Genomic DNA, 22,497 nt, shown 5'->3' with positions numbered 1-22,497 from the left:
CGCCGCTACATGAAACACGAAAAGGAGAACAACATGTCCACTTATCTAGTGCTCGTAAATTTTACAGAGCAAGGCATTCGCAATGTGAAAGACACGGTCAAGCGGACCGAGGCGTACCGTGCGATGGCGAAAAAATGCGGCTGCACCGTGAAAGATTCGTACTGGCTGATGGGCCAATACGACATGGCCGCCATCGTCGAAGCGCCTAACGACGAAACGATGACCTCGCTGGCGCTTAGCGCTGCGTCATTAGGAAACGTTCAAGGCCAAACCTTGCGCGCCTTCACCGCCGACGAAATCGGCCCGATCCTCAACAAGATGGTTTCCTAAACGGCGTCATTCTCCCCCGCGTGCACCACGCCAATCCCGCACAGCCCAGCGCTGCAAGAACAAAGGCCGAAGGCTCAGGCACCGCCGCCAAAAACACGTCGCTCTGCAAATTCGTCAGGCCCGTGTTGTCTTCAATAATTTCCGACAGCGTTACGTTGGAAACAAAATCCATTTCGTCGCTCGTTAGTCCGGCCACATTCAGGCCGTTGTCGAACCAAAACCGATCTCCGTCGCGTACCCGTGTGAATTGATCGATCAACGAGGCGGCAATCAGCGGCCCCACGTCCATCCCCGGCAAATGATCTTCCGCCAAGGCGCCGACCCACGGATCAACCAGGTTGATGTTGTCCTGGCCCCCCGTCGTGCCGTAAGCCGCCCGTAGCGCCGCCTGGGTTTGCGGATTGGAAGTGATCTGATTGAAACTGGCATACGCCGGCAAGCCAAAGGCCACGCGCAGCGTGTTGTAATCCGGCAGGCCGTTGTCGCGGCCTCGTTGGATGTTCAGCGAAGCCAAATCTTCGCCAATGCCGGGAATCGGCTCGCCGAATAAGAAGTTCCGCACCCCGTCGACAATGTGCGCGTCGATTTCCTGCTGCGTGTCAACCGCAAGCCCCTTTAATATGTAATCCAATTGATTGGGGCTCGACATATTCTGGTGCTGAAAAAACGCATCCTGCAGCGACAGCGGTCCCCCCGGCGCGGGCGTGCCGTCGTTCTGAATCCGTAGTAGCTGCGGCGAAAGCATGCTATGGCCAAAACGGAAAAATGCCGTCGCCCATTCGTCAGAAATCGACGGATTCACGTTCGCATGATACGTGCTCGTCACGCTGGGCGCGGCCGAGCCCAACAGCGCCGGCAAAAACTCGCGGAACGTGATCGATTGGATTTCCGCACCGACAATTTTGCGGGCTTCCTGGTAGATTTGCTCGTCGGACCAACCCGGGTTGGCGGCGGCGATCAGTCCGGCCTGGCGATTGTGCTCCCGCACAAACAGCGTCTGAATGGCGGTTAGCCCCACTTGCTCGTTCACCCGCACGTCGCCGGCGACATAGTAATCCTGATAGTCGGGATCGCCGTTGTCGGCATTGTCGATATCCATCGTGTTCAGCGGCAGCAAATTGCCCGCGCTGGTTTTCAGTTGGCCGCCGACCCCGGTACGCAGCGCCATCGCCCGCGTCGCATCGGAACCGTAAACCATCGAAGCGTCCAGAAACGACGTGATCGAATTCACCTGCTGCCGCGGATTTCCCGGCCCCGTGCCGGTGGCCGGATCATACTGCGAACGCTGAAACTGCATTACCTGTGTGCCGGTATTGCCCGGATCGAAGGTCGGATCTCCCTGCGGAATCGGAATATCGAATTCTTCCACTGGCGTGGTGTTTAGGTTCGTCAAGTCCATGTCGTGGTCGATGAACTGCCCCCACTGGAACACCATGTCGCTCAGCCCCATGTTGTTGGGGATGGAGCCAGTTTGAGCGACGACCGTGTTGCTGATGAACCGCGGATTAGGCCGATCGGCCCCGGACGGCGTGGAATAACCGTCGCCATAAGCGGCCGGCGCGTTCCGAATAAAATCGGTCCCCGCCGCACCCCACGTGGGATTGGCAATGTTATTCCCCGTGCCGTCGTAGGAACGGTCTTCCGCCAACAGGGCAAACGGCGAGAAAGCCAACAACGCTCCAACCGTGAACCCAAGTAGCGCTGCATGGGTTGTGGGCAAATCAAGTGAAATACGAAAATTGGACATCGAGAACTGCTCCTGTCTGTTGTCGCACGTTAGCCATCTATTGAAATTGCAGAGTGCTTGGATGTCAAACGATATTTTTAACTTCACAGGTTGAAAGCAACATCGATTGCACTTTTCTGCCCGTTTTTCTGCGAGCCGCCACGTAACAGATCGCGGAGCGGCGGCAAATTTGCACCCATTGCAGATTGGCCATCTTGCACTCAATAAACACAGCCGCTGCTGGAAATCGGCTTCCAACAGCGGCTGCAAAAAGATATCGATCTACGCGCCTAAAATGATTCGTCGTTCTGTGGTCCTCGGCTCACGGCCTTTTCAGGAATCAATCCAGACAACCGAACCGTTCGGGGAACGTTCTCGAATTAGTGACTTTTGTGGCAACTGCTCGACCCGCATGACACATGGCAGCTCGAGGGATGGCAGCAGCTCGAACCGCAATAATTCGAGCAGCAATAGTTCGACGAGCAGTAGTTGGGGTAGCAGCACGTCGGCGTGCAATAGCTGGTGCAAGGGCACGTCGGCTGAACGCACACTTGCGGCTGGCACACTGGTGCGTCGCACACGATTGGCTGGCAGGTCGGATAGTTGCAGCACGTCGGGGTGCAATAATCGTTGCAGCAGTAGTCGTTGTAGCAATAATTGTTGCAGCAATAGTTGCCGCAGCAATGATTGCAATAGTCGTGGCAGCAGCTGCTATGACAACAACTGTTATGGCAACAACCACTGGAACATGACGAGCCGCCACTCCCGTGGGCAAAAGCCGCAGGAGCCAATGCAACCGTCACGGCCAACACAAACAAAGCGGACACAGCGAATTTGACAAAGCGTTTCATGACACAATCTCCATACTGAATTTGGTCGAAGTCTCTAGCGGTCAGGCACACGCTGACCGTCCATCGTATGGAGCGCAGTCCGGACAAAAGTGTTACAGGCCGCCGGAAAAATCGGCTAAAACAAGCGTTTCTCGAGAAACTCACCCGTGGTGCCACGTTAGCGGGCAAAAGCTGAAAACTCGACATGATCACAATAGGCAAGAAAAATAGGCAAGAAAAAATGGCCTAAAATCCTCGCCAAATGCTTGCGATCGTTGTAGAACTACCTCAAAATAGGGTTGCCTTCCGGTTAGCTATCGGGGTCGGGGAATGCTGAGATCAGCCAAGCCAACGAGGGGTCGCATTGCTAATGAGATGAAGCGGAATAATTGAAGAGAAGAGATGAATCTGTTGCTTCCTCGCGGAACGAGAAGCGCCCTCCAACTAGGTAAACAGGAATCCACAGTTGGCAGGGCCACAGTCGTAAAATGCCTGCTCGCAGGCTCGCTTTGGGCTGCGCTGTTGACGCAAACTGTTTTTGCCACCACCTTTCAACCTCCTTCCCAGCAAGCGTCCGCCAGCGCCACCATCCAAACAACTGGCCCGCGTGGTGGCTCGGGTGGTGCAAATTCTTTTAACTTGCTCGGCTCCAGCAACACCTCCGGCGGGGCGGGTCTGCCTAGCTTTGGCGTGACTGATTTTAATTTCAGTGCTTTGCAGCCCACCCTGGGCGGCACGGTCACCAACGTCAGCAACATTTCACTGCAACTGACGCAGTTTAACAACAGTTTCAGTTCACAGTCGCCGACGTCAATTAGCGTTTACTTCACGGCCAACAATGCAGCCACATCGGGACTAAAAGATGCCAACAGTCAATCCGGCGGCCCCTACGATGGAAGCGCCAGCGTCGATTCGACTTTGAATCCACTCTCCTTCGTTGGCTCCTATAACTTCTCAGCAATCAGTAGCGGCACGCTCGATACCATTTCGCTGAGCTCGTTCTCGGGCAATGCGCTTTCGTCGTTCGTAAGCGATTTAAACAGTGGCTCGACCATGCGCTTGCTCTTAACGGCCGATAACAGCGCCGCAGTTGCCACTTACGCGGCCAGCGGCAATTCCAACAGCTATGCCGGTCCCACGCTGACATTTACCGTCACCACCGTGCCGGAACCGGCGGCATTTGTGCTGGCTGGACTAAGCCTGCTGGGCTTGGTGGCGACGAAGAAGCTTCATCATAAGTCACTGCGCTGTTGCTTCCGTCTTTGAACAAGTACACTCTGGCGGCGCGGCATCCTGCGAAGGGGGTTGCGAAAGTAACTCCCTCCGCGCCGTGTGGAATGTCGCGGTTCAAAAATCGACGCCGTTGGTCGCTTCGCCGCCGGCGCGCGTGCCCAAGGCATGCCATACCTGGGGTGCAATGCTGTCGTTAATGGAATGCGTGGAGCCGTCCATGAACAGCACATTGACAATGCCCGTATGATAACTCCGCGCCGAGACTGCTGCGAACGTATAGCCGGTGGCCGTGTTCGATTCGGTATTAGAAATGTAATCGACGTCGAAGGTGCCGGTGACTTGCGGCACCAAATTGCCTCCTTGACTCACCGGCGTGCCGGTGCCGATGTCTTGATTCACAATCGAAATCAGCATTCCCGGATTGGGTGTGAACGTGGTCGTAAAGCCGGTCTCGGCCACCGTCACATTGTTGAAGTCCAAATGCACGTTGGCGTTGAAATTGCTGCCGCTAAAACTCGTGATCTGCGGGGCCGGTTGCGCGCCGATGGAAGTCAGCAGGGCAGCGGTGCTGGCGAGCAGCGTGGTGTTCGTGGGATCGGACATGTTGGGGATTTTCAAATTGCGAATGTAACCGGGGCCGTTTTTGAATCCGTTGGCCTCGGTTTGAGCTTTCACTTCGGCGGCGGCCAGCGTTTTGCTCAAACCGTCGGTAAACGCTTTGGGCCCCAACGCTTTGTTGACGACAAAGGCGCCGTCGCCGGCGATTTTGTTGGCCCAGTCGTATAAAAACCACGTGCCGTAATTGAAGGCGTAATTCACCGGCCAGCGATACGTGAAAGCGCCGGGCGAACCGCCGTCGACGACCGCCTCCACGCACGGATCGGTGGGACAATTATAGAGGTGAATTTGTTCTTGGATTGCTTGCCCGTTGGTGGTGGCGTCTTCATATTGTGCGTACAGGTTTTTTTCTTCCACGAAAGGCAAAATTGCCACATGCACGGAAACCGCATTGGTCGGCGGCGGATAAGTCTCAGCCGCCGGGAAAGTGACCTTGGCCGCTTGGTAATTGTGTAGCGCCAGCCCCAACTGCTTGATGTTGTTGGCACACGTGGCGCGGCGGGCCGCTTCGCGCGCTGCCTGCACGGCCGGCAACAGCAAGGCAATCAAAATCCCGATGATGGCGATCACCACCAACAGCTCGACCAGTGTGAACGCACGGCGCGCGGCTTTGGCCCACTCCACAGTTGCAATCGAATGCATGCGGCCCTTCCTAGGCGATAGAAACAATGTTTATCTCACGGCTTTCCGAGCCTGAGCGACAGAAAGCGGGATGGCCTGATCTAAGCAAACAGTGTGCCGAGACATGCCCGGGCCGAGCCACCAGAAAACGGGCCGCTTTTTGACAGGAGCAAACGGCGGCGCGAAGAAAGCGACTTCTTTTTCACCACGGGGGCGATTTTTTCACCGCTCATATCGCCAAGCGCAAAACCATTGACGCCTTACTTACGTTCTTCCAAGCCCCAGGCCGCAATGATGGTTTCAGCGCCGGGGGTCATTTTGCGAATTTTTTCCGCGATGACCCCCCGTTCCGAAACGGTGGCTTTTTTCAATCGCTTTTTGTACAGAGTCAGTTTTTGCCGGCGCTTCCGCCGACGCCGAATTTCCTGATGCCGATCGCTTATGCCACCCACATTCACGCTCCTGTCGATGACGGGTAATTGGTGCTGAACCCTGTTTTTTTAGCAAGTCGTACGCCGCTCGTCAACGCGGTCGCGCCACAAACGTACGTGCGGCAAAGCGGATCGAGGGCGTTTGATCTTTTCCGTGGGCGCCAGCACCAAAGCCGATCCCGTAATCACGGTTTCGCCCCGTTGGTTCGTGCATCGGCAATCAAACGTGATGTGATGTGTCTTGGAATCCTTCACCACGGCTGTGACCGAAACCGTGATGGCGTCGCCCAGCAGGATGGGCTTGGTAAATTTGAATGTTTGGCCCAGGTAAATGGTCCCCGGTCCAGGAAGCTTGGTCCCCAGCAACGTGGAAATGAGCGCGCCCCCCCACATGCCGTGAGCGATGATGTGATGAAAGTGGCTGCTTTTGGCGTATTCTTCGTCCACGTGCGCTGGGTTCACGTCCCCCGACATGACGGCGAACAAATCGATATCTTCCTTGGTCAGCGTCCGCACCAACGAAGCGCTATCGCCGATTTTGATTTCGTCAAAGGTTCTATTTTCGATCGTGTTCATGAAGCAATTTTAGTCATTCCCTCATTCAATCATGTTCGCCGTCGCGCGCCACGTCACCCTGGCTTGGCTTCAGCCAGCAGGCTTATTCTGATAGCGCAACACCGTCAGGGGCGCTTTGAAAATCAGCACCGGGCAGTTGGCGTGACGGATTACGTTCTCGGCCACGCTGCCGTTTAACACCCGGGGCAAGCCGCTCCGGCCGTGCGTACTCATGACGATCATGTCCACGCTTTCTTGGTTGGCGATCCGTAAAATTTCGGCCGCCGGATCGCCACTGGCCAGGCGTTGGCTGTAAGGAACCTCCGGGTCCGAAGGCTTTACCTGCTCCAGCATTTTTAACAGTGTGCGAGAATGTTGATCGAACACATGATCCGAATACACTTCGCCCCCGCCATAGGGCACCCCAGGCTGCTCCACATGAACAATCAGTAGCCGCGCATCCAGGGTCCGCGCCAAAGCGGTGGCCCATTTCAAAGCCACGGCGCACGTGGGCGACAGGTCAGTGGCGAACAGAATGGTTTTGGTTTTTGTTTCATACAACGCCGAGGGTGTTGCAATCAAATCGTCAGATGTTGTTCGGTTGTTTGCCATAGAGCACCATTGACCCTTCAATCCGATTCAATCTGCACTTTCGGAAGCCGCAGTCCGCCCAGCTCCAAAAGCTGCAACCGGGTGGCATTCAGCCGTGAAGCCAACGTCTGCGCGGCCCGCTGCATAAATTCAAAACCAAACTGCGGATCTTCCGCACACAGCTTCAAAATCCGACCCCCATCCAGCGCCACCGCCACCGTCGGTGTTAGCGTTCGGGCGGTATCAGACAACAGTGCCCGGCCCACCAGCGGCGACCAGCCGATCAGCTCGCCAGGGCCAACCTCCATCAATTGCCGGCACCCGGCGTGGGTGGTGTTCACCGCCAACGAAACCCGGCCGCTGATGACAAAATAAATGTCCTTGGCAGGTTCGTTCTCATGAAAAATATCGTACTGGGCCGGAAATTCCACAATCTTGGAAATCGCGGTGATCCGCTGCAAGTGCTCCTGGGCGATGTCGTGGAAAAACTCGATGCCACGAAGTGGGTTCACAAGATCGGTCATGACGTTACCTCTTAGTAATTCGGGTCGATTTGCCACGATTGCATAACGACCGTTGGGCGAATGAACGTTCTACAACTCTAATCGCCCGTAATGCATTCTCTGTGCCAGGATGAGGCCGATTTCAAATATCCCGCTACGGTTCTATTCGAATTGCTCAATCGCCCCGGATATGGGCCGCCGTGGCCGGGCGCGCAGACAAAATATTGAGAAACGTGCGGTAGATTCGCCGTGCCTATCAGCACACCCATGCGTGCACTTGGGCACACTTGCGCGCGGCACGCCACGCAGGATGAGGTTTTAATGAGAGGCCGGTTAAGCAGATTTCGATACGAAACCTTGGTCCCGGCGATTCTATTTGCGGCGTAAAAAAGTAACGTCCGCTGTAATCGGAATTCTCGATCGCACCACTCGGCGATAACGCTCCGCCACGCCATTGGCATAAGAGTAGCAATGGTACTGATTCCGACCGAATTGCATGTTGTGAAGAACTCGTTTTAGGAGGTGCCGCAATGACACGCGAGGTGGTGGTGCTCAGTGGCGCACGAACAGCGATCGGTGGATTCGGCGGTAGCTTAAAAGATATTCCTCCCAGCGAATTGGCGGCCAAATGCGTGCGCGAGGCTGTGAATCGCGCCGGGGTTGATCCCAACGATGTCGGCCATGTCGTCTTTGGCAATGTCATCCATACCGATTCGCACGATCATTACTTGGCGCGCGTGGCGGCCATTCACGGCGGACTGCCGCACGAAACACCGGCGCTCACGCTAAACCGTCTCTGCGGCAGCGGATTGCAGGCCATCGTCACCGCCGCGCAAGCCATCATGCTGGGCGATGCCGATGTGGCCGTGGCCGGCGGCGCGGAAAACATGAGCCGCAGCCCCTACTTGGCCCCTGCCATGCGCTGGGGAGCCCGGATGAACGACACCACCCTGACCGACGTCATGGTCGGTGCCCTCAGCGATCCGTTCGACGACGTCCATATGGGCGTCACCGCCGAAAACGTGGCGAAGAAGTACAAAATCTCACGTGAAGATCAAGACGCCCTGGCGGCCGAAAGCCACAAGCGCGCGGCCAATGCGATGGATCATGGTTACTTCAAAGCCCAAATTGTTCCGATCGAAGTCAAGGCGAAAAAAGAAGTCGTGCCGTTCGAAGTCGACGAAACGGTTCGCCGCGACAGCACGGCCGACAAGCTCGCCAAATTGCGGCCCGTATTCGATCCCGCCGGCACCGTCACCGCCGGAAACGCTTCCAGCATCAACGATGCGGCGGCAGCCGTGGTCCTGATGGAACGCGACCTGGCGCAAAAGCGCGGCCTGCAGCCCATCGGCAAACTCGTGGCCTACAGCTACGCCGGAGTCGACCCAAAATTCATGGGTATTGGTCCCGTCCCGGCGGTCCAATCGCTGCTCCGAAAAACCGGTTTCACCCTCGATGATTTTGATGTCTTTGAAGTGAACGAAGCGTTCGCCGCTCAAGCCTTGGCGGTTTGCCGCTGCTTGGAATTCCCGATGGATCGCACCAATCCCAACGGCAGCGGAATTTCGCTCGGTCACCCGATCGGCGCCACCGGTTGCATTCTGACCATCAAGGCCCTGTACGAATTGAAGCGCATCGGCGGTCGACGCGCTCTCGTGACCATGTGTATCGGCGGTGGGCAGGGAATCGCCGCCATTTTCGAAAGTATTTAATCGCGGGGGATGAGGCGGCTAGCAGACATGCAGTGGGTGGCCGGAAATGTTCAAGATGTAGAACGAGGGGACCGGCCGCCCCGCATGCCTGACCCATGATCGGCAAACGAAAACTTGTAATGAGGAGTTCATGTCATGAAACGGCTGGAAGGTAAAACGGCGATTGTGACGGGCGCTTCGCGCGGCATCGGTCGGGCTATCGCCATCGAATTGGCACGCGAGGGAGCTCGGGTAGCGATCAATTATCAAAACAACGAGGCCAAGGCCCAAGAAGTGGCCGCCGAAATTGCCAAGCTCGGCGGCGCCGCCCTGCTCATCAAGGCGAATTTGGCCGACTCCGGCGAAGTTCACGCCATGATTAAGCACGTCGCCGAGGAGTTTCGCCACCTCGACATTTTGGTCAACAACGCCGGAATTACTCGAGATGCCATGCTCCGCAAAATGACCGATGAAAATTGGGCCGAAGTCATCCAAACCAATCTCACCGCCTATTTCTATTGCACTTCGGCCGCCATTCCCATCATGACCGCGCAAAGCTACGGCCGGATTGTCAACATCACCTCGATGAACGGACAAATCCCCGCCATCGGCCAGGCGAATTACAGCGCGGCCAAAGGAGGCGTCATGGCCTTCACTCGCACCGCCGCCATGGAGCTGGCACGCTCCGGCATTACGGTCAATTGCGTCTCCCCCGGCTACACCGAAACCGACATGTTCGCCAGAATTCCCGCCGATATCCAGGCGCAAATTAAGGCCAAAATTCCGCTGGGCCGTTTTGCTCAGCCGGTCGAAATCGCCAAAGCCGTGGTCTTTTTGACGGCCGAAGGAGATTACATCACCGGAGAACAACTCAACGTCAACGGAGGAGCCTTCATGGAGTAGTCGCTATGGCCCCTCTTGCTTTGAGAGAGAGGCGTCCCCAGGGTGCTGAAGTCCGCACGCACACCCGCGCCCCCGCCTCTTCTCAGAGCCAGACGCAGCAATCGGCAAGCTTCACCGAAAGGAACATATATGAGCCAAAATAACAACGACTTCGATATCTTCGATCCCACCGGCATGCTCAAAAGCATGCGCAACGACGGCCTGGAAGCCTGGTCGAAAACGATGGTTCAGCTCGTCAACACCAGCGCCTATGCCGATGCCACCGGGAAAATGCTCGACGTGTGGCTGAGCAATTCGGAACCGTTTCGCAAAATGATGGAAAACGTGATGTCGCATGCGTTGGCCAATCTCAGCATGCCCAGTCGCGATGAAGTTACCCGCTTGGCCGAACGGCTGACAAATATCGAACTCCGTTTGGACGACTTGGACGCCAAGTTAGATCAGTGTTTGCCAACGTCGCGCCAGTCCGGAACCGCCACATAAGAACATCAACGCCCCGGAGGCACAAATATGACTGCTACGCAAGCGCCGGAAAACACCCAAGCGCCGGAAACGCAAACGCCCAATTACACGCAGGTTTACGAGCAGCTTTCAAAAGTGGCCGAAAAAATGGCCACTTTCAATCGGCTGGTTACCACGGACGCAAAAATCGCGCAAACGCCAAAAACGCTCATTTGGACGTTGAATAAGGCCAAGCTTTATCGCTACGTGCCCGCGCTCCCGGAAGAACAGCGCCACAAAATTCCGCTACTGTTGGTCTTTGCAATCATGAACCGTCCTCACGTGCTCGATTTGCGCCCCGGCCACAGCTTTGTCGAGTACATGCGCGACCGCGGTTACGACATTTTCCTCCTCGATTGGGGCGCGCCCGGCCCCGAGGATAAAAACCACACCTTCGACGATTACGTCCTCGAATATTTGCCGCGCGTCGTCCGCAAATTAAAAAGCGTCTCCGGCCAGCAGCAGTTCAACATGCTCGGTTGGTGCCTGGGCGCCCTCATCAGCACGCTGTATGCTGCCCTGCGCCCCAACGATGGGCTCAAAGATTTAATCCTGCTCACGGCGCCTTTGGATTTCTCCGACAAAACGTCCTCCGGCTTTATTCGCTGGACCAACAGCCAGGATTTCAATCCCGACCGCATTGTCAACGCTTTTGGCAATGTGCCGGGCGAAATGATCGATTACGGCGCAAAATCGCTCAAGCCCGTCGAAAACTTCGTCGGCAATTACATCAATCTCTGGGACCGCATCGACGATCCCAAAGTCGTCGAATCCTGGCACGCCATGAATACCTGGGTCCGCGATAATATCGACATGGCCGGCGCGGCCTACCGACAATTGATCGACGATTTTTACAAGCATAACCGCCTGAAGGAAGGAACGTTGGTATTGCGGGGTGAGCGTGTCAATTTGAAAAATTTGAAAGCCGGCGTGCTGAACGTGATTGCCGAGTCCGATCACATCACGCCCCCCTGCCAATCGGAAGGAATCATGGATTTGCTCGGCAGCCAAGATAAAGAAGTCTTTCGTGTCCGCGGCGGGCACATCGGCATCATGGCCGGCAGCGGCGCCGAAAAAACAACCTGGCCGCACATGGATCAGTGGTTGGCTAAACGATCGCTCTAATCATGTTCAATTGGAACTCCCTCCTCGACGAAGATGCAATAGCGGCGGTCCTTTCCGAAGGGTATGCACGCTTCCTGCAACCCATTCGGGAAGGACTAATTGTTTTTTTGGAAGGGCTGCCCGTCGCTCACCAGCAGGAAATCCTGGCACGGCAAGCATCCCTGCCGCTGACGGCCACCATTTCGCAACGTTTGGCCCTCCTGGCTCGCAGTTGCCCGGTGTTGCACAAGCTCGGCCAGGTTTTGGCCCGCGACCAGCGTCTGGCCCCGGAATTTCGCCAACATTTGCGGCAACTGGAATCGTTCCCGCCCACGGCCACCGAAGACACCATCCGAGTAACCCTCACTCGCGAGCTTGGCCCACTGGAGCAGCGTGGCGTGCGGCTCGTATTTCCAGCCATTGCCGAAGCCAGTGTAGCGATCGTTATTCCCTTCGTTGATGCTGCCTGCGTCGGAAACCGCCGCGCGGGTTGCGCCAGCCCGTCAAATGGCGTTTTCAAAATGCTCAAGCCAGGCATCGAAGAACGCCTCGAATTGGAACTGGAACTTTTAACCAAGGTCGGTTCCTATCTCGACCAGCGCTGCCTGGCGCTGGGCATTCCCCATCTCGATTACGAAGAGTTGTTTGCCCAAATTCGCGAAAAATTGCAAAGCGAAGTGCTGCTCAACGAAGAACAACGCCATTTGGCGCAAGCCGCCCTCTTCTATGCCGACGAGCCAAACATCCACATTCCCGCCCTCATGCCCTATTGCACATCACGAGTCACGGCGATGGAGCGGGTCACCGGCTCAAAGGTCACCGACCATCAATTGGTCGACCGGCTCGACTGCCGCCGGCTTGCAGAATTAGTGATTCGCGCCCTGCTTGCCAAACCCTTTTTTTCCCGCGACAAGCGGGCCATGTTTCACTGCGATCCGCATGCGGGCAATTTATTTCTGACCGATGAAAATCGGCTCGCAATTTTAGATTGGAGCCTCGTAGGCCGGCTAAGTGAAGGCGAACAAACGGCAATGGTTCAACTACTGCAAGCCGCGGTAACGCTCAACTTTCAGCAAATGGTCTCCATTCTAAATGGTTTGGCTGTGCGAAAACCGCCCGATCAACCGGCCCTGGCCAAGGTGGTGCAGGCTCGGCTCCGAAGTCTCCGGCAAGGTCAATTTCCCGGGTTTTCCTGGTTAATCGGATTGCTCGACGACGCGGCCTACTCCGCCAAATTACGCTTACCCGCCGATCTTATGCTGCTGCGAAAATCATTGCATACCTTAGAAGGCGTCCTGGCGGAACTTGGCGCCCAGGATTTCCAAATCGACCAGGTCTTAGTTGCCGAGTTTCTCAAAAACTTTGCGGCGGAATGGCCGCAGCGCTGGCTCTCGCCGCCCAACACGCGCGACTTTGCCACCCACCTGTCAAACTTCGACTTAACCGCCATGTGCTTGAACTACCCCGCGGCCATCGCCCAATTCTGGCTGGGCCAAAGTGCCGATCTGTTGGAGACACGTGGCACAACGAGTAAACTGAACGCAAACGTGTCGCTTGAGGATCAGGCCCGCCCCCAAGGAGCCAATCACCATGTCGCGGATTGTTGAAGTCACCGAATTGGCCCCCCGTGACGGGCACCAAAGTTTGCTCGCCACGCGCATGGCCCTGGAAGATCTTGCCCCGGCCTGCGAAGATCTCGACCGCGCCGGCTATTGGAGCGTCGAGTGTTGGGGCGGCGCGACCTACGATTCGTGCATTCGCTTCCTGAACGAAGATCCCTGGCAGCGGCTCCGTACGTTCCGCAAACTGATGCCCAACACCCGCTTGCAAATGCTGCTGCGGGGGCAAAATCTGCTCGGCTATCGCCATTACGAAGATACCGTCGTCGACCGCTTCGTCGACAAATCGGCCGAAAACGGCATGGACGTTTTCCGCGTGTTCGATGCCCTTAACGATGTCCGCAACCTCCGCCGCGCTCTCGATGCCGTTCGCCGCACGGGCAAGCATGCCGAAGGAACCATTTGCTATACCGTCTCGCCACTGCACACCGTCGACAAGTTCGTCGAACTGGCACAACAACTGCGCGATTTGGGGTGCAATTCCATCTGCATTAAAGATATGGCCGCCCTTTTGCGGCCTCAACCCGCGTACGATCTGGTGCGCGGCATCAAGGCCAAATGCGGCGACGATACCTTGGTGCACGTCCACGTGCATTCCACCACCGGCGTCACCATGGTCAGCTTGATGAAGGCCATCGAAGCCGGCGCCGATATTGTCGATACCTCCATTTCTTCCCTCAGCTTGGGCCCCGGACACAATCCCACCGAGGCCCTGGTCGAAATGCTGGAAGGTACTCCCTACGCCACGCGGTTGGATAAATCTCGGCTGGCAAAAATCAAAGATCACTTCGCCAAAGTGCGCCCCAAGTATGCCGAGTTCGAATCCAAAATCCTCGGCGTCGAAACCGACATCTTCGACAGCCAAATCCCAGGCGGCATGATTTCCAACATGGAAAGTCAGCTCCGCCAGCAAGGCGCAGGCGACCGCGTTCAAGAAGTGCTGGCCGAGGTTCCCCGCGTCCGCAAAGACGCCGGCTTCCCGCCGCTGGTCACCCCCTCCAGCCAAATTGTCGGCACGCAGGCCGTCTTCAACGTGCTGATGGGCCGCTACAAAGTCCTGACCGGCGAGTTCGCCGACTTGATGCTCGGATATTATGGCACGACCATCGGTCCCCGCGATCAACAAGTTATCGAAGCCGCCACCAAACACGCCAAAAAGCCAGCCATCACGGGACGGCCCGCCGATTTGCTCAAGCCGGAATGGGACGAGCTGCGCGCCCAAGCCATGGCGTTGAAAGGCTGCGACGGCACCGACGAAGATGTGCTTACCTTCGCCATGTTCCCACAAGTGGCCGCCAAGTTTTTCGAACACCGTGCAGAAGGCCCCAAGAGTGTCGCTAAAAACCCAGCCGCCAAAACGCCCGCCGCGGACACTGCTTCAAAAGCCACCGCTGCGAAAGCCGGCAACGGAAAGGCTCCGGTATCGACGCGGGTCACTTACAACGTCAAAGTCGGCGACAAAACGCATCACGTTGTGGTCGAACCCGCCTGAACCCATCCCCATGAATTGAAACAAACGATCCAGACGCACGCCATCCGCCGAGCCGCCCCTTCCGATCCATCGCCGCGGCACGCCGCCAAACCAAATCGCACCACAGAAAGCATTCCGATGACCGCCAAAAAAACAAAAACCATGACCGCTCTGGTGGATGTGCTCCGCGAAAAGCGCCAGCAATTGGAGCAAGGCGGCGGCGCCGACCGGCTGGCCAAGCAAAAGCAGCAAGGCAAGCTGACCGCCCGTGAACGTATTTCCGCGCTGGTCGATGTTGACAGCTTCGAGGAATTCGGTCTGTTCGCCCAGCATCGGCAGGTCAATTTCGGCCTGGCCGACAAGGAAATTCCCGCCGATGGCGTTGTCACCGGCGCCGCTTCGGTCGACGGTCGCTTAATCCACCTGGCCAGCCAGGATTTTACCGTCATGGGCGGTTCGGCCGGCGAAGTCCATTCGCTCAAAGTGGCCGAAGTCATGCAGCGCTCGCTGAAAACCGGCAGCCCATTCGTCTTCATCAACGATTCCGGCGGCGCCCGCGTGCAGGAAGGCATCGATTCGCTCTCCGGCTACGGCCAGGTGTTTTACGCCAACGTCCTGCTGTCGGGCGCCGTGCCCCAAATTTCGTTAATCTGCGGCCCCTGCGCCGGCGGAGCGGCCTACTCCCCCGCGCTGACCGATTTTGTCATTCAAACGCGCCAAGCCCAAATGTTCATCACCGGCCCGCAGGTCATCAAGCAGGTTACCGGCGAAGAAATCTCGGCCGAAGCCCTCGGCGGCGCCGAGTCGCACATGGCGCACTCCGGCGTCATCCACTTCGTCGCCGAGGACGACAACGAGGCGGTTTATTTGTGCCGCCGGCTGCTCAGCTTTTTGCCCTCAAATAATTTGGAAGAACCGCCCCGTTTGCCTTCGGAGAACAATGTCGACCCCAATGTGGCGCTGAACGATTTGGTCCCCGTCGATCCCAAGCAGGGTTACGATGTGCGCAGCGTAATCGCCGGAATTGTCGACCGCGGCGATTTTCTGGAAGTCCAGGCCGGTTATGCGATGAACATGGTCGTCGGTTTTGCCCGAATTTTGGGCCGCTCCATCGGCGTCATCGCCAACCAACCGGCGGTCCTGTCCGGCGCCATCGACATCAACGCGGCGAACAAAGCAGCCCGCTTCATCCGTTTTTGCAACGCTTTCAACGTGCCGATTGTCACGTTTGTCGATGTGCCGGGCTACCTGCCCGGCGTTCAGCAAGAATACGGCGGCATCATCCGCAATGGCGCCAAGCTGTTGTTTGCCTATTCGGCCAGTTCGGTCCCCAAAATTCAAGTCATCTTGCGGAAATCGTACGGCGGAGCGCACGTGGCCATGTGCTCCAAAGACCTCGGCGCCGATTGTGCCTTTGCTTGGCCCACTGCCGAAGTCGCCGTCATGGGAGCCGAAGGAGCCGTCGAAATTGTGTTTCGCAAAGAAATGCAAGAGGCCGCCGACAAAGCCGCCCGGCGCGCTGAGCTGATCGAGCAATACCGCACCGCCTTTGCTTCCCCCTACATCGCCGCCGGCCGCAGGCTGGTGGACGACATCATCGAGCCGGCCAACACCCGCAAACATTTGGCGCAAGCCCTAGAGTATTTACAAAACAAGCGCGACCATCGGCCCCCCAAAAAACATGGCTTAATCCCTCTGTAAAAGCATCCAATAATATGAACCGGCCAGTGATTTAGCCGCTGGGCTTGCCCAGCGGTTGGTCCATGGATTAGGTGTTTTAAGTCCCAAAAGCGCCGTGACACACACCATTCGTATGCCAAACGCACCACAAACAGCAAAAGCCGCGAAATCGGATGCCGCCGACATCGCGCAGCTTGCCGAATCGGTCGAAGCGCTCCGCCAGGAAGTGGCCCGCCTCACTGAGCGAACCGCAGCGCTGGAAAAACTGGCTGCGGCCGGAAAAACGCCACCTCCCACGGCCGCCGCCAATCCCCCGCCTCGCAAAGAACTGAAGCAGCAGCACGATGCCCTCACCGACGAACTGGTCATCGCCATCAGCGCCGCCATCGCAGCGTATCTGGGCGTCCAGCCCCATATTCGGCAAATCCGCCTGCTGCACAGTCATCCCTGGGGACAACAAGGCCGCGTGACCATTCAAGCCTCGCATCGCATTGCAGTTCAGCGTTAGGAGACGCCAGTGAAAATCAAAGTCACCATCGATGGCAAAATGTATGAGGTGGATGTCGAGGCAACCGAGCCGGAGCAGCCGCGTCCCAGCTACGTTCCGCCGCTGGAAAAAGCCCGCGCGCCGCTCACGCAAGTCCCATCCACCGCCCCGCCCGCCCAAAAAACTTCCGAAACCGTCGCCGACGAAAGCAAAGTATGCCGTAGCCCAATGGCCGGCGTGGTCGTTCGCGTCTCGGCCCAAGTGGGCCAACAAATTCAAGCCAACGACGTGTTGCTGGTGCTGGAAGCTATGAAAATGGAAACCGTGGTCACTTCCCCCCGGGACGGAAAAATCAGCAAGGTAAACGTCAACGCCGGCGACCCCGTTCAAGGCGGCCAGGTCCTGGTCGAATTGGAATAATCAGCGAGGATTCTATGAAACCCATCAAAGCCCTGAATCACGTCGGCATTGCGGTCCGTTCCATTGATGCACAAAAGCCATATTACGAAAACGTGTTGGGCGCGCAATTCGAGCATATCGAAGAAGTGCCTAGCCAGAAAGTTCGCGTGGCGTTTTTCCGCGTGAACGACGTGCGGCTGGAATTGCTGGAGCCCACCGACCCCGCCAGTTCGGTGCAGGGCTTTCTCGATAAGCGCGGCGAAGGTCTCCATCACCTGGCCTTTACCGTTGACGATATTAACGCCCGCATTGCCGAACTCAAACAATCCGGCCTTCGCATGATAGACGAAACGCCCCGACCCGGCGCGCACCACATGCAAATTGCCTTTGTTCATCCCAAGAGCACTTTCGGCGTGTTGACTGAATTGTGCGAGCCGCCGAAATAGGATTTCGCCGCTCGCAACGATTTCGCCGTTCCGCTAATTGAAAAGTTCGTTCCTAATCCCCGTCCTGAAATTTCACCCATGAGTATCCGCTTGCCGTTTTCCGTGCTGAGTCCCGAGGAGGCAGCCGAGCTAATTCCCGACGGCGCTATGGTGGCGTTCAGCGGTTTTACGCCCGCTGGCGCCGCCAAAGCCGTGCCCCCCGCGCTGGCCGGCCGCGCCCGCGCGCTGCACAACGCCGGCCTGCCGTACAAATTGCGCGTGCTAACCGGCGCCTCGACCGGTTCCACCATCGACGACGCCTTGGCCGAGGCCCAAGCCATTAGCTGGCGCGCTCCGTTTCAATCGTCATTGCCGCTGCGAAAGCAAATCAACAATGGCGAAGTGGCCTTCGTCGACATGCATTTGTCGCACTTGCCCCAGTCGGTACTGTTTGGTTTTTTCGGCAAAATCGATTTCGCCGTGATCGAAGCGACCGAAATTACCAGCGACGGACGCGTTTATCTCAGCACCTCCATCGGAGCTTCTCCAACTTTCCTGCAAGCCGCCGACAAAGTCATCATCGAAGTCAACCGCCGGCAATCCCACCGCATTAGCGAAATTGCCGATATCCTCATCCCGGAGCCGCCCCCCTACCGCTTGGCCCTCGATTTAGACTATCCCTTGGAACGCATCGGTAAAACCTATGCCCGGGTCGATCCGTCGAAAATCATAGGCATTGTCGAGACCGACGAATCAGACGACATCACAGAATTCACCGCTTCCGACGATGCCTGCCAGGCGATTGCCTCCCACGTCGTGCGCTTCCTGGCAAACGAGCTCGTCAGCGGCCGGTTACCACAGGAATTTCTCCCGTTGCAAAGCGGCGTGGGAAACATCGCCAATGCCGTGCTGGAAGGCATTGGCAAAAGTCCCGACATTCCCGACTTTCTCATGTACAGCGAAGTGCTGCAATCAGCGGCGTTCGAAATGATTGCCGCCGAGCGGGTTCGCGGGGCCAGCACGTGCGCCCTAGTTCTGACGCCGGAGCAAATGCGGCAGCTGGAAAAAGATTTCAACTTTTTCGCCCGCCGCCTGGTCCTGCGGCCTCAGGAAATTTCCAACAATCCGGCCATTGTCCGGCAATTGGGCATCATCTCGTTGAATACCGCTTTGGAAATTGACGTGTTCGGCCACGTGAACTCCACGCACTTGTGCGGCCGTCGCATGATGAACGGCGTTGGCGGCAGCGGCGATTTTGCCCGCAACGCCTACGTTTCAATTTTCATGTGCCCGTCCATCGCTAAAGGCGGTACCATCTCCACCATCGTCCCCATGTGTACCCACGTCGATCACAACGAGCATTCCGTGCAGGTCGTCGTCACCGAGCAGGGCCTGGCCGATCTGCGCGGCCTGGCGCCGCAAGAACGCGCCGCCACCATCATTAATCGTTGCGCCCATCCGGCCTATCGCGACTATTTGCATCGTTATTTGAGCGAAAGCGGTCCCGGCCACATTCGCCACGATTTAAGCCGCTGCTTCGAGCTCCACCAAAATTTGTTGCATCACGGTTCCATGTTGCCCGATCGCTTTCCGCCCCCGGCCGCCAAGCCATCGGCGAAAGTTGCTGCCAAAACTACCTAAGCCGTCGCCAAATCGCCCGCCCAAACCCGCCAATGCTTCCCGAAAAATTCACCATCGAGAACGAATTTCCTCCCGTCACTTACGAACAGTGGCGAGCATTGGCCGAAGCCGATTTGAAAGGCGCCACCGTCGAGCAAAAACTCGTTACCCACACCTACGAAGGCGTCGACATTCACCCAGTCTATTCCAGCCGCGACGCGCTCGGCTCCGGCGACGTGTTTGGTCTTCCCGGTGCGCCACCGTTTGTGCGCGGGCCAAATGCCGTAACAGCGATGCAACACGGTTGGGACTTGCGGCAAGAGCACGCGCATCCCGATCTCCATGTCACCAATCGCGCCATTCTGGAAGACCTGGAAGGCGGCGTGACTTCCATTTTGCTGCGGTTAGATGCAGCAGCCTGTTTGGGATTGGAACCCGACGACCCGGCTGCTGCCGATCTCGTTGGGCAAGATGGCGTGGCAGCGTACCATCTTGACGATCTGGCTGCCTTACTTGAAAAAGTTCAACTGCCGCTGATTGGCGTAGCCCTGGAAGCCGGCGCCGCATTCCTGCCGGCTGCCGCCATGCTGGTCGCGCTTTGGCGGCAGCGGCAAGTTCCCCCCGATCAAGCCCGCGGCGCATTCAATGCCGATCCACTGGCGGTTCTGGCTGGCGAAGGCCGGTTGCCCGTTTCCACATCTGCCGCGCTGAGCATGCTGGCAGATTTAGCCGTCTGGACGGTGAAAAACTATCCCCATGTCACGGCCGTGGGCGTCGACACATCGCCATACCACCACGCCGGCGCGACCGCCGCACAAGATATTGGCTTTGCCGTCGCCACCGGGGTGGAATATCTGCGCGCCATGACAGCCGCGGGAATGGATGTCGATCCGGCGGCCCGCCAAATCGAGTTTAATTTCTGCGTGGGGACGCACCATTTTCTGGCCATCGCCAAGCTGCGGGCGGCGCGCTGGTTGTGGTCTCGCATCATCCAGGCGGCCGGAGGTTCACCCGCAGCCGGCGCCATGCGGATCAATGCCCGCACCAGCAAGCGAGTCCTCACGCAGCGAGATCCTTATGTCAACTTATTGCGAAATACCGTGGGCGTGTTTGCAGCGGGCGTTGCCGGGGCAGATTCCATGACTTCCGTGCCGTTCGATGCAATGATCGGCCTGCCCGACGCCTTTAGCCGCCGCGTAGCGCGAAACTCGGCGCTAATTCTGCAAGAAGAAGCACATTTACACCGAGTGGCTGATCCCGCCGGCGGCAGTTGGTTCATCGACCGGCTCACTCAAGAAATTGCTGAGCAAGGCTGGAAAGTCTTTCAGCAAGTCGAACAGCAAGGCGGCATGCTCGCCGCGTTGAAAAGCGGTTGGGTTGCCGCGCAAATCGATTCGGCCTTCGCTCCCCGCGCCAAAGATATTGCCCGCCGCAAGGAAGGCATCACCGGAGTCAGCGAATTCCCGGATGTCGGCGAATCGCAACTTTCTCGCTCCGATGTCGATCTCGCGGCGATTCGTTCTGCCGTCATCGCGCGCTCTGCCGCAGCGCGGAAAAAAATGCCGGCAATCAACACAATCAATCCCACAGGCGCGACGCAAGCCGCAGTTTCAGCGGCCGAAGCTGGCGCTACCATCGGACAAATTTCCGCCGCTTTGGGATTCGGCAGCGAACTCACAGAAATCGCGCCCCTGCAACCGCGCTACTTTGCCGAGCCGTTCGAAGCGCTCCGTGCAGCTAGCGACGCTTGGCAGGCCACCCACGGCAAACGCCCCACGGTCTTTCTGGCCAACATGGGGCCGGTCGCACATCACACGGCCCGCGCCACCTATGCCAAAAACTTTTTCGAAGCCGGCGGGTTTAACGTCGTCTCCAATAATGGCTTTTCCGATGCCGACGCCGTAGCCGAAGCTTTCCGTACAAGCGGCGCTACCATCGCCGTCATCTGTTCGTCCGATAAGTTGTATCCCGAATTGGTTCCGCAGTTGGCCGGCAAGTTAAAAGCCGCCGGGGCCCGTACGGTCGTCTTGGCCGGAAATCCCGGCGCCAACGAACAGGCTTGGCGCACCGCCGGCGTCGATCGCTTCATTTTCATCAAGTGCGATGTCCTAGCTACCCTCCGCGAAATGCTTCAGGCCGAGGGCGTGCTCGATGCTCAATTCAGCGCTGCCTCACAATAACACCATGTCCACGATTCCAAATTATTCCGATGTCTCGCTGTGGCCTGAAAAGGGCCAAACGGAGTCAGCGCCCCCGGCAACTGGCAACGCCGCAACTCAAGCAGATCAGCTCCGCAATGTCTGGCAAACCCCGGAGCTCATTCCCGTCAAGCCGCTTTACACAGCCGCGGATTTAACCGGCGTCGACCATCTCCAAACCATGCCCGGCCTCCCCCCATTTTTGCGCGGGCCATACGCCACCATGTACGTCCAGCGCCCCTGGACCGTGCGGCAGTATGCGGGCTTTTCCACGGCCAAAGATTCCAACGCCTTTTACCGCCGCAATCTGGCCGCGGGACAAATGGGGCTCAGCATCGCTTTCGATTTGGCTACCCACCGCGGTTACGATTCCGATCATCCCCGCGTCTCCGGCGATGTGGGCATGGCCGGCGTCGCCATCGACAGCATCTTCGACATGCGCACGCTGTTCGAGGGCATTCCGCTGGACAAAATGAGCGTCTCCATGACCATGAACGGCGCCGTGCTGCCCGTCATGGCGCTATACATTGTCGCCGCCGAAGAACAGGGCGTGAAGCCGGAGCAACTCACCGGCACCATTCAAAACGACATTCTCAAAGAGTTCATGGTCCGCAACACGTACATTTATCCGCCGGAGCCCAGCATTCGCATCATCGCCGATATTTTCGCTTACACCAGCCGGCGAATGCCCAAGTTCAACAGCATTAGCATCAGCGGCTACCACATGCAGGAAGCCGGCGCCACCGCCGATTTGGAACTGGCCTACACCCTGGCCGATGGTTTGGAATACGTCCGCACCGGCTTGAACGCTGGATTGAATGTCGATGCCTTTTGCCCGCGTCTTTCCTTCTTCTGGGCCATCGGCATGAATTACTTCATGGAAGTGGCCAAGCTGCGGGCCGGACGGCTGTTATGGGCTAAGATCATCAAGGGCTTTAATCCCCAAGAGGAGCGGTCGATG

At 57.5% G+C, this 22,497-nt stretch carries 22 protein-coding genes; 15 read left to right on the top strand and 7 right to left on the bottom strand.

Annotation, left to right across the window (positions count from 1 at the left end; all coding sequences use genetic code 11):
• Positions 1-330, top strand: a 330-nt coding sequence (locus VMJ32_13620; protein ID HTQ40058.1) for a GYD domain-containing protein, incomplete at its 5' end; no start/stop codon positions are given.
• Here VMJ32_13620 and VMJ32_13615 read toward each other — a convergent pair.
• Positions 311-2,077 (bottom strand): peroxidase family protein, encoded by a 1,767-nt coding sequence (locus VMJ32_13615; protein HTQ40057.1) that lies wholly within the window; start codon positions 2,075-2,077, stop codon positions 311-313. The two genes, VMJ32_13620 and VMJ32_13615, sit on opposite strands and share 20 nt — an antisense overlap.
• A 312-nt stretch (positions 2,078-2,389) precedes the next feature.
• Positions 2,390-2,725, bottom strand: a complete 336-nt coding sequence (locus VMJ32_13610) for a hypothetical protein (GenBank protein ID HTQ40056.1) — start codon at positions 2,723-2,725, stop codon at positions 2,390-2,392.
• 683 nt (positions 2,726-3,408) lie between these two features.
• On the opposite strand from VMJ32_13610, the gene VMJ32_13605 reads away from it, so the two are divergent.
• Positions 3,409-4,152 carry a PEP-CTERM sorting domain-containing protein gene (locus VMJ32_13605; GenBank protein HTQ40055.1) on the top strand — a complete coding sequence of 248 codons (744 nt, stop codon included), beginning with the start codon at positions 3,409-3,411 and terminating at the stop codon, positions 4,150-4,152.
• A gap of 81 nt (positions 4,153-4,233) precedes the next feature.
• Here the strand turns inward: VMJ32_13605 and VMJ32_13600 are convergent, their stop codons facing one another.
• From VMJ32_13600 to VMJ32_13580, 5 genes are all read right to left on the bottom strand, one after another.
• Complete coding sequence (locus VMJ32_13600) at positions 4,234-5,379, bottom strand: DUF1559 domain-containing protein (GenBank protein ID HTQ40054.1); 1,146 nt, start codon at positions 5,377-5,379, stop codon at positions 4,234-4,236.
• Between the two features lie 239 nt (positions 5,380-5,618).
• Positions 5,619-5,810, bottom strand: coding sequence for a DUF6800 family protein (locus VMJ32_13595; protein ID HTQ40053.1), 192 nt, complete (start codon positions 5,808-5,810; stop codon positions 5,619-5,621).
• Between the two features lie 48 nt (positions 5,811-5,858).
• Positions 5,859-6,365 carry a MaoC/PaaZ C-terminal domain-containing protein gene (locus VMJ32_13590; GenBank protein ID HTQ40052.1) on the bottom strand — a complete coding sequence of 169 codons (507 nt, stop codon included), beginning with the start codon at positions 6,363-6,365 and terminating at the stop codon, positions 5,859-5,861.
• 69 nt (positions 6,366-6,434) lie between these two features.
• The gene (locus tag VMJ32_13585) at positions 6,435-6,956 is read right to left on the bottom strand and encodes a universal stress protein (GenBank protein HTQ40051.1); all 522 of its coding nucleotides are present in this window, start codon (positions 6,954-6,956) and stop codon (positions 6,435-6,437) included.
• 17 nt (positions 6,957-6,973) lie between these two features.
• A complete protein-coding gene (locus VMJ32_13580; protein HTQ40050.1) occupies positions 6,974-7,459 on the bottom strand; it encodes a Crp/Fnr family transcriptional regulator in 486 nt (161 codons plus the stop codon).
• A gap of 509 nt (positions 7,460-7,968) precedes the next feature.
• Between VMJ32_13580 and VMJ32_13575 the strand changes: the two genes are divergently transcribed.
• The 13 genes from VMJ32_13575 to VMJ32_13515 form a co-directional block, all read left to right on the top strand.
• Positions 7,969-9,150, top strand: a complete 1,182-nt coding sequence (locus tag VMJ32_13575) for an acetyl-CoA C-acyltransferase family protein (protein ID HTQ40049.1) — start codon at positions 7,969-7,971, stop codon at positions 9,148-9,150.
• 135 nt (positions 9,151-9,285) lie between these two features.
• Complete coding sequence (locus VMJ32_13570) at positions 9,286-10,032, top strand: 3-oxoacyl-ACP reductase family protein (protein HTQ40048.1); 747 nt, start codon at positions 9,286-9,288, stop codon at positions 10,030-10,032.
• Between the two features lie 129 nt (positions 10,033-10,161).
• Positions 10,162-10,515 (top strand): hypothetical protein, encoded by a 354-nt coding sequence (locus VMJ32_13565; protein ID HTQ40047.1) that lies wholly within the window; start codon positions 10,162-10,164, stop codon positions 10,513-10,515.
• A 27-nt stretch (positions 10,516-10,542) separates the two neighbouring features.
• Positions 10,543-11,658, top strand: coding sequence for an alpha/beta fold hydrolase (locus VMJ32_13560; protein HTQ40046.1), 1,116 nt, complete (start codon positions 10,543-10,545; stop codon positions 11,656-11,658).
• Between the two features lie 2 nt (positions 11,659-11,660).
• A complete protein-coding gene (locus VMJ32_13555; protein ID HTQ40045.1) occupies positions 11,661-13,244 on the top strand; it encodes an AarF/UbiB family protein in 1,584 nt (527 codons plus the stop codon).
• On the top strand, positions 13,228-14,748 hold the full coding sequence (locus tag VMJ32_13550; protein HTQ40044.1) for a methylmalonyl-CoA carboxytransferase subunit 5S: 1,521 nt from the start codon (positions 13,228-13,230) through the stop codon (positions 14,746-14,748). The genes VMJ32_13555 and VMJ32_13550 overlap by 17 nt, the downstream gene beginning before the upstream one ends.
• A 15-nt stretch (positions 14,749-14,763) precedes the next feature.
• On the top strand, positions 14,764-16,428 hold the full coding sequence (locus VMJ32_13545; protein ID HTQ40043.1) for an acyl-CoA carboxylase subunit beta: 1,665 nt from the start codon (positions 14,764-14,766) through the stop codon (positions 16,426-16,428).
• Positions 16,429-16,540: 112 nt separating this feature from the next.
• Complete coding sequence (locus VMJ32_13540) at positions 16,541-16,915, top strand: hypothetical protein (protein HTQ40042.1); 375 nt, start codon at positions 16,541-16,543, stop codon at positions 16,913-16,915.
• A gap of 9 nt (positions 16,916-16,924) precedes the next feature.
• Positions 16,925-17,314 (top strand): biotin/lipoyl-containing protein, encoded by a 390-nt coding sequence (locus VMJ32_13535; protein HTQ40041.1) that lies wholly within the window; start codon positions 16,925-16,927, stop codon positions 17,312-17,314.
• A 14-nt stretch (positions 17,315-17,328) separates the two neighbouring features.
• On the top strand, positions 17,329-17,739 hold the full coding sequence (gene mce / locus VMJ32_13530; GenBank protein ID HTQ40040.1) for a methylmalonyl-CoA epimerase: 411 nt from the start codon (positions 17,329-17,331) through the stop codon (positions 17,737-17,739).
• A 78-nt stretch (positions 17,740-17,817) separates the two neighbouring features.
• Positions 17,818-19,359 carry a succinate CoA transferase gene (locus VMJ32_13525; GenBank protein ID HTQ40039.1) on the top strand — a complete coding sequence of 514 codons (1,542 nt, stop codon included), beginning with the start codon at positions 17,818-17,820 and terminating at the stop codon, positions 19,357-19,359.
• Between the two features lie 32 nt (positions 19,360-19,391).
• Entirely contained in the window at positions 19,392-21,518 is a 2,127-nt protein-coding gene (locus VMJ32_13520) for a methylmalonyl-CoA mutase family protein (GenBank protein HTQ40038.1), read from the top strand.
• A gap of 4 nt (positions 21,519-21,522) precedes the next feature.
• A partial coding sequence (locus VMJ32_13515) for a methylmalonyl-CoA mutase family protein (protein ID HTQ40037.1) occupies positions 21,523-22,497 on the top strand: 975 nt, incomplete at its 3' end.

The sequence above is a fragment of the Pirellulales bacterium genome, from assembly GCA_035499655.1.
GTDB lineage: Bacteria > Planctomycetota > Planctomycetia > Pirellulales > JADZDJ01 > DATJYL01.
This window is presented reverse-complemented; position numbering and strand designations above follow the sequence as displayed.

Bases quoted from the DNA above. Each gene is read 5' to 3' on its own strand.
- VMJ32_13615 (HTQ40057.1), bottom strand. From the start codon at position 2,077: ATGTCCAATTTTCGTATTTCACTTGATTTGCCCACAACCCATGCAGCG.
- VMJ32_13600 (HTQ40054.1), bottom strand. From the start codon at position 5,379: ATGCATTCGATTGCAACTGTGGAGTGGGCCAAAGCCGCGCGCCGTGCG.
- VMJ32_13590 (HTQ40052.1), bottom strand. From the start codon at position 6,365: ATGAACACGATCGAAAATAGAACCTTTGACGAAATCAAAATCGGCGAT.
- VMJ32_13585 (HTQ40051.1), bottom strand. From the start codon at position 6,956: ATGGCAAACAACCGAACAACATCTGACGATTTGATTGCAACACCCTCG.
- VMJ32_13580 (HTQ40050.1), bottom strand. From the start codon at position 7,459: ATGACCGATCTTGTGAACCCACTTCGTGGCATCGAGTTTTTCCACGAC.
- VMJ32_13575 (HTQ40049.1), top strand. From the start codon at position 7,969: ATGACACGCGAGGTGGTGGTGCTCAGTGGCGCACGAACAGCGATCGGT.
- VMJ32_13570 (HTQ40048.1), top strand. From the start codon at position 9,286: ATGAAACGGCTGGAAGGTAAAACGGCGATTGTGACGGGCGCTTCGCGC.
- VMJ32_13565 (HTQ40047.1), top strand. From the start codon at position 10,162: ATGAGCCAAAATAACAACGACTTCGATATCTTCGATCCCACCGGCATG.
- VMJ32_13560 (HTQ40046.1), top strand. From the start codon at position 10,543: ATGACTGCTACGCAAGCGCCGGAAAACACCCAAGCGCCGGAAACGCAA.
- VMJ32_13555 (HTQ40045.1), top strand. From the start codon at position 11,661: ATGTTCAATTGGAACTCCCTCCTCGACGAAGATGCAATAGCGGCGGTC.
- VMJ32_13550 (HTQ40044.1), top strand. From the start codon at position 13,228: ATGTCGCGGATTGTTGAAGTCACCGAATTGGCCCCCCGTGACGGGCAC.
- VMJ32_13540 (HTQ40042.1), top strand. From the start codon at position 16,541: ATGCCAAACGCACCACAAACAGCAAAAGCCGCGAAATCGGATGCCGCC.
- mce (HTQ40040.1), top strand. From the start codon at position 17,329: ATGAAACCCATCAAAGCCCTGAATCACGTCGGCATTGCGGTCCGTTCC.
- VMJ32_13525 (HTQ40039.1), top strand. From the start codon at position 17,818: ATGAGTATCCGCTTGCCGTTTTCCGTGCTGAGTCCCGAGGAGGCAGCC.
- VMJ32_13520 (HTQ40038.1), top strand. From the start codon at position 19,392: ATGCTTCCCGAAAAATTCACCATCGAGAACGAATTTCCTCCCGTCACT.